We start from the raw sequence: 6,505 nt of genomic DNA, 5'->3' as shown, positions 1-6,505 counted from the left end.
ACACCTCGTCACCCTAAACTCACACCTCGTCACCCTAAACTCACACCTCGTCACCCTAAACTCACACCTCGTCACCCTAAACTCACACCTCGTCACCCTGAACTTGATTCAGGACCCACCACCACATCAAACATGGATTGCGGGGCAAGCCCACAATGACGAAGGATAACCCGTCACCCGAGCTCACACCTATCACCCAGAACTCACACCTATCACCCAGAACTCACACCTATCACCCTGAACTCACACCTCGTCACCCTGAACTTGATTCAGGGCCCATATTGGCTCAAAAGAACACATAAAACACAATCAGACTTCCAAAGGTGGTAAGGTAAAGGTTTTTAAATTTAAACGCTAAAACAATGGCCGCAGAGGCCCCTAACAAGTATGGGTTATGTAACTCAGTTACAAACTTTCCACTTGGCATCAAAACAATCGGCACCCAAATAGCGGTTAAGACACACGGCGCGCTATAACTTAAAAAGCGTTGAAAGTTTGGGCCAATTGAAAAAGGCAAATTTTTAGTTAAAAACAAATACCGGGTGGCAAAAGTCACACAGGCCAGCGTAATAATTGTCACGATCATGAGTTGTCTTCCCTTGTCTGCAATACGTACCCCGTGCTCATACCGAGCAACGCGGCAGCTACTAAGCCAAATTCAAACTCTATCGATTTAAAATAAAGCATCGTCACACCCGATACTAAGCAGGCACAAAATACAGGTAAATTCGAAATCCCTGGCACCACCAAAGCGATAAAAATGGCGGCTATGGCAAAATCCAATCCAAGGTTGGTTAGATCAGGTAAAAACTGCCCAGCCACGATGCCAAAAAAAGTCCACAAGTTCCAAGCAAGATAAAAGCTACCACCAGCAACTAATGCATACACAAGTCGCAACTTACCTTGATAAGCCCGATGGTGGTGCGAAAATGCAAATAACTCATCAGTTAAAAAGAAAGCAATAGGTCCACGCCATTTCAAAGGTTTATCTATCATTTTGTTACGTATTGCCAAGCCATAAAGTAAATGGCGCGCACTGATAATAAATGTAGTAATGACCAACGTAATAATAGAAGCGCCTTTTGCCATCAACTCAATAGCAACCAGCTGCGCGGAACCAGCAAAGACCAGTAACGACATCAACTGCGCTTCCAATGCCGAAAAGCCGTTTTGAATGGCTAAGGAGCCGCACAAGACTCCCCACGGAAGCACCGCTAGATTTAACGGTAGCATGTCTAGCAAGCCTTTTTTTATCGCGATATTCATGTCTCTAACAAGCCTGTTTGTATTGATTTGGGGTGATACCCATATTTTTCTTAAAGTGCCGGCTAAAGTGGCTTTGGTCATAAAACCCAACTTGGCTGGCAACATCGGAGATACTTTTGCCAAAGCGCAGCATCGCCTTAGCGTGATTCAGGCGATGTTGAATTTGAAATGCATGGGGAGTAAGTCCTGTTTGCGCTTTGAAGGAGCGCACAAAATGAAACTGGCTCATATGGATCAAGCTAGCCAAATCAGTAAGTGAAATATCGTCAAATAAATTGTCCTGCAAATAAGTTTTAGCCAATGCGATACGACATCTCTCAGAGGCCTGCTCATCTGACAGTCTCAGCTGGCCTGCTGATGCGCACAAGTTGCTTAAAAACCTCACCATTTGCGTTTGCTTTTCCAATTTACTCGCTGGTGATTCCAACGTATCAAACAAGCTATGTAGTTGACATGCCAGTGCCGGATTATGTACCACAGCGTCTGAAAAATACGGAGCACGGTTTTTTTCGCAGTCCATCAAGTTATTAAAAAGCTCCGGTGTTGGATACATAGAACGGTATGATGCAACCCCTTCACAAGCTTTCCGGCAATCATGAACTTGCTCAGCATTGATCAAAATTAAGCTGCTTTTACCTGCAAGGTGCTGATCACCTGAACGAAAAAAACGCTGCGCCCCGCAATCCACCAGCGCTATTGTATACCCACTGTGGTTATGACGCCCGAAATCTGTTTTTTTATCAATATTATGAAGTACTTCCAGTCCACCTAAATCGTGATGAAAGCTAAACTTTGACTGCTGCATACACTTCCCCCTTACTAGAATTCAGCTTAACGCAATTGAGTATGAAGTGCTTGTACAAAATTGCGCAATTAACCAACTGAATACGCTTTAGTTTTGAAACATCGATCTCAACATCTCAATAAATACTTCACCATGATAGGTATTATCGAAAATAGCTTTGTGTCGCAAGTATCGGGAGGATTGGTCTCATAAAAGACCCTCTTATTGATACAGTATTTCAATAGAGCAACTGACATTTTTCCAATCAATTGGAATGAGTAAAAATTAACACTTATGGTGTAATATTAAACCTATTGTTACAAATGACATGTTATTGTATATTAAATGTAATTTGTTCCATATTGGGGACAATTACTAGTTGATTCTGCCTTACTGAAAAAAGAGTGAATTCAAAACAAATGGAAGCCAGCAGCGAAATCGTATTTAACTTACCCCAAGTATTTAATTCTGATAAATATCTACTTGCCGAAAAAATAGGCGAAGGCGGATTTGGCCAAGTTTATAGAGCCACACAAATCAGTACAGGTCAAAATGTCGCCATTAAGTTTTTAGCGCTATCAGATAAAGCCAACATTGATAAAAATCGCCGCTGCATCGACAGATTTCACCGCGAAGTGTCTCTTGTCAGCCAACTCAATCATCCCAATATTGTTCAACTTATCGATAAAGGTCAACAAGGTGATTTTCTAATATATGCGGTTTACGAATATATTGAGGGGCAGAGTCTAAAGGAAAAATTACTCGTTTCTGGTGCATTGGAGCCGCCATTGGCTGCTGATGTCATGGCCCAGGTACTAGATGCATTAGCCAACGCCCATGAGAAAGGTGTGGTGCACAGAGATATCAAACCTGCCAATATTATGTTGTACAAAGTCGGTGCAAAAGTCCATGCAAAGGTGCTTGATTTCGGGATTAGCACGATTTCTCAAGAAGCCCGGCAGAATGATTATAAAAGTATTACACTCACGCAGGAAACTCTTGGCACCCCGTCTTATAGTTCACCGGAGCAATTAAGAGGCGAACCACCGGTGCCCCAAACTGATATCTATTTATGGGGACTTGTTTTTTTAGAGTGTTTAACAGGCAAACCCACGATATCTGGCAGCTCTCTCGCCGCCGTATTTCATCAGCAGCTGAGCTCGGCGAATATTCCTCTAGGTATACTAGCAGGTCATGAATCCGCTAGCTTGCTTCGCAGGGTATTAAGTAAAAAGTCTTCCGAGCGGCCGAGTAATACTGCCGGGCTATACCATACATTTAAAAAACTGAGCTTTAATAACCTAGTCGGCACTTTGGAGTTTCAAGGCAAACAAGAAGGCGAACCTCAGTATGAGGACGTTACAAAAACGCTACTCAATGACCAAATTAACAACGCTAGATACTCTTACACCCGGTTGACAGAACGAAAACAGATCACTGTGTTGAGCCTTATCCTAAATTGTGAGCAAATAGACTGTAATAACTCAGAAGATCAAGATGTTATTGATACTTTTCATGCCGACCAAATGCAGCAGTGTATTGATATCGCCATTCGTTATGGTGCATACCACGTTGGGATATTAGGAGATACGCTACAGTTTTATTTTGGCTATCCAAATACCACTGACAATGATAGCCGCTTGTGTGGGCGTACCGCATTGGAATTGATCAGCAATATACAAAAGAAAAATGTCATTTTGCGGGAAAGCCAAGGCATTCATAGTCAGATACAAGTTGGCATAGAAACGGGCATGATGCTGAGCATCGCTGATGATTTGCCGACAGGTAAAACCGCTCTCAATTCACTCAAACTCAGTCGAAAAGCGAAATTTGGACAAATTTTATGCTCTAAAAACGTACAGTTATTACTCGATAATTATTTGTCTTTTAAACCTGTGATTGATGACACCAATAAAAATGCCAATAATTTCATTTTGGCTGGCGAGCGCCAAGTTGAAGCCTTTGGTTTTTTACGCGGCACTAAAAAGAACAACGCTTTTTTTGGCCGTGAGCGAGAGCTAAAGGAGTTAGTAGAACGATTAGTCACATCAGCAACTCAATACACTGAGCTGACAAATAAACCTTTGCCACTGGTTCATATTTATGGCGAAGCTGGCATTGGGAAATCTCGTTTAATCTTTGAACTCAGAGATAAGGCAAAACATAGGCCCCAACTTGTGGCCCAGTGCTTACCCGAACACAGAAACAATGCTCTGCACCCTATTTTAAACATCATAAAGTATAAATATACGCTCGATGTTTTGTCGCCAGATTCAAGTTTGCACAAACTCAAAGACGCTGTGGCGCAAACAGAATTAGATGTGGAGCAGCAAGAAATCGGGGTATTAATTTTATCGGCCTGGTTAAGTTTGCCCCTGCCCGAACTAAACCCGATTACAGACTTATCGCCCGAAGTGCAAAAGCAACATCTATTCAACTTATTAGCACATTTACTTTGCCAACCTTTATCGCTGAATGAAATCCCCGAAACTCGCCCTGCTCACTTATTTATCTTTGAAGACCTGCACTGGGCCGATCAGATAAGTAAAGATTTTATCGCATACTTTACCGCGTCCAATATATTTAACTCTGGCGCACATAGCTGGGTCAATACATCGCGCGAAGTATTGCCTGAGCAGCTGTCTAAAGTGAGCTTTAGTCAATTACCTTTGATGAAATTAAATCGCGAAAGTGCACAAGAGGTTATTCAATGCTTATTTGAACAACAAGCTATTAGCAACCAACTAATGGACGTGTTATTAGAGCGAACCGATGGTATCCCACTGTTTATCGAAGAGTTAGTAACCGCCCTGAAGTCGCAACATTTAATCCATAAAGTACATGGTGCCTACAATTTTATTAACGATCACAAAAGAGCATTAGTGCCCTTAACCCTAAGAGATTCACTGCAGCAAAAACTAGATCAGTTACAACACGCTAAAGAGACCGCTCAGTTAGGTGCGACTATCGGTAGAGAATTTGACTATGATTTACTGATTACGTCATCTAAAAAGGAGGAAGCGCAGATTCAATTTGATTTAGAAGAACTAATCGATGCCGAATTAGTTTATAGGCAACGTCAAGTCGCGGGTGACAGCTATATATTTAAACACGCGCTGGTCCGCGATGCTGCCTATGAAAGTATGACAAAAGAATTGCAACACAAAGCGCACCTAACAATCGCTTCTGCAATAAGGAGCAACCCTAAGACCAATCTAGACAGCGCAAACGACATTCTCCACTACCACTACTTAGCAGGACAGTCGTATCGTGACGCTGCGTATTTTGGAAAGAAAGCGGCAACTATGGCAATAACAAAAAGTGCTTATGAGCAATGCATCCACTATGCAGATGCAACCATGGATGCACTGAACAAAATAGATGCCGAAGGCCAAGAACTATTAGAAATAAATCAGCTACTAATCACGGCCTCTATGATGGTAGTTGGCTGGGCATCCGCCAAAGTTGAAGCGCTTATCAAATATTCTCAACAATTATTAGAGGGATTAGGTCAGCATAAGCAGTCGATTGATACCGCAATTCTGCTTGCAAATCATGTCAATGTCGCAGGGGATGTAAACAAAGTACTTGAGATCATAGAGTCGTCTTTGCCGTTAGCACAAGATAATGGCCAACGTGCAGCATTACTATCGGTAAAATGCCACGCACTGTGGCGTGCAGGCAGGCTGCATCAGGGGCTAGATTGTGTCGCTGAAGTAAGGCGCTTATATGACCCTGTAAAACACAGTGACCATACCATTAAATATGGCCAAGACTCCAATATTTGGGCATTGAGTATTGGTTCTTTAATGCATGCTTATATGGGCGACATGGACAAGTTTGTAAAATCCATTGAAGAAGCGGAAGAGCTATCTGAACAGTTAAAGAGCAGCCACTGCCTTGTGTTAGTAAAAGTGTATGCTGCGTGTGGATATTACTTCGCCAATCAAAAGGGAACAATCAAAGCCATCTTGGACCAGTCAAGAGCCATTTGCGAACAAGATAATTTGGCCAATTGGGTAGGCGTTATAGATTCTTTGGAAGGCTGGCTACTAAACATTCCAGAAAAGATCAGTAAATCGATAAGTGCACTTGAAGCTAACGGTGCCAAACAAATGCATGGTTTTTGGAGCGCTATGTTAGCTGAAGTTCACGTTGAAATAGGCCAGTACGACCGAGCACTGCAATTAATTGATGCATCTATTGCACAAACTGAGCGGTTTAACGAGCACCTCTTTTTACCTAAATTGCTGTGGCTAAAGTCTGTGTGTTTTGTGCAGCAAGGCAAAATAGCGCCTTACGAACGTTGCTATTCGCTGTACCTTGAAAAAGCAGCAGATCTATCTGTTCAGATACCAGAAGGCGATATAAAACATACTGGAAAAAAACCAATTGAATAACCAATTTATATCATCGAGTTGATATAAAGTTTAATCGTTTCAAATATATTAGATT

General features: G+C 42.1%; 4 protein-coding genes. 1 reads left to right on the top strand and 3 read right to left on the bottom strand.

Annotated features, from left to right (window positions below; all coding sequences use genetic code 11):
• Nucleotides 1-286 precede the first annotated feature (286 nt).
• The 3 genes from MHN81_RS16960 to MHN81_RS16950 are packed head-to-tail and all read right to left on the bottom strand — an operon-like array spanning nt 287 to nt 2,071.
• On the bottom strand, nt 287-586 hold the full coding sequence (locus MHN81_RS16960) for an AzlD domain-containing protein (RefSeq protein ID WP_023398430.1): 300 nt from the start codon (nt 584-586) through the stop codon (nt 287-289).
• Nucleotides 583-1,266, bottom strand: coding sequence for an AzlC family ABC transporter permease (locus tag MHN81_RS16955; RefSeq protein WP_023398429.1), 684 nt, complete (start codon nt 1,264-1,266; stop codon nt 583-585). The genes MHN81_RS16960 and MHN81_RS16955 overlap by 4 nt, the downstream gene beginning before the upstream one ends.
• Before the next feature lie 4 nt (nt 1,267-1,270).
• Nucleotides 1,271-2,071, bottom strand: coding sequence for an AraC family transcriptional regulator (locus tag MHN81_RS16950; RefSeq protein WP_239426288.1), 801 nt, complete (start codon nt 2,069-2,071; stop codon nt 1,271-1,273).
• A 383-nt stretch (nt 2,072-2,454) separates the two neighbouring features.
• Here MHN81_RS16950 and MHN81_RS16945 point away from each other — a divergent pair, with 383 nt between their 5' ends.
• Nucleotides 2,455-6,450 carry a TOMM system kinase/cyclase fusion protein gene (locus tag MHN81_RS16945; protein ID WP_239426287.1) on the top strand — a complete coding sequence of 1,332 codons (3,996 nt, stop codon included), beginning with the start codon at nt 2,455-2,457 and terminating at the stop codon, nt 6,448-6,450.
• Nucleotides 6,451-6,505 lie beyond the last annotated feature (55 nt).

It is taken from the genome of Pseudoalteromonas sp. Of7M-16 (genome assembly GCF_022347805.1).
Taxonomy (GTDB): domain Bacteria; phylum Pseudomonadota; class Gammaproteobacteria; order Enterobacterales; family Alteromonadaceae; genus Pseudoalteromonas; species Pseudoalteromonas luteoviolacea_F.
The sequence above is the reverse complement of the archived record's forward strand: the minus strand, read 5'-3'. Positions and strand labels throughout refer to the sequence as shown.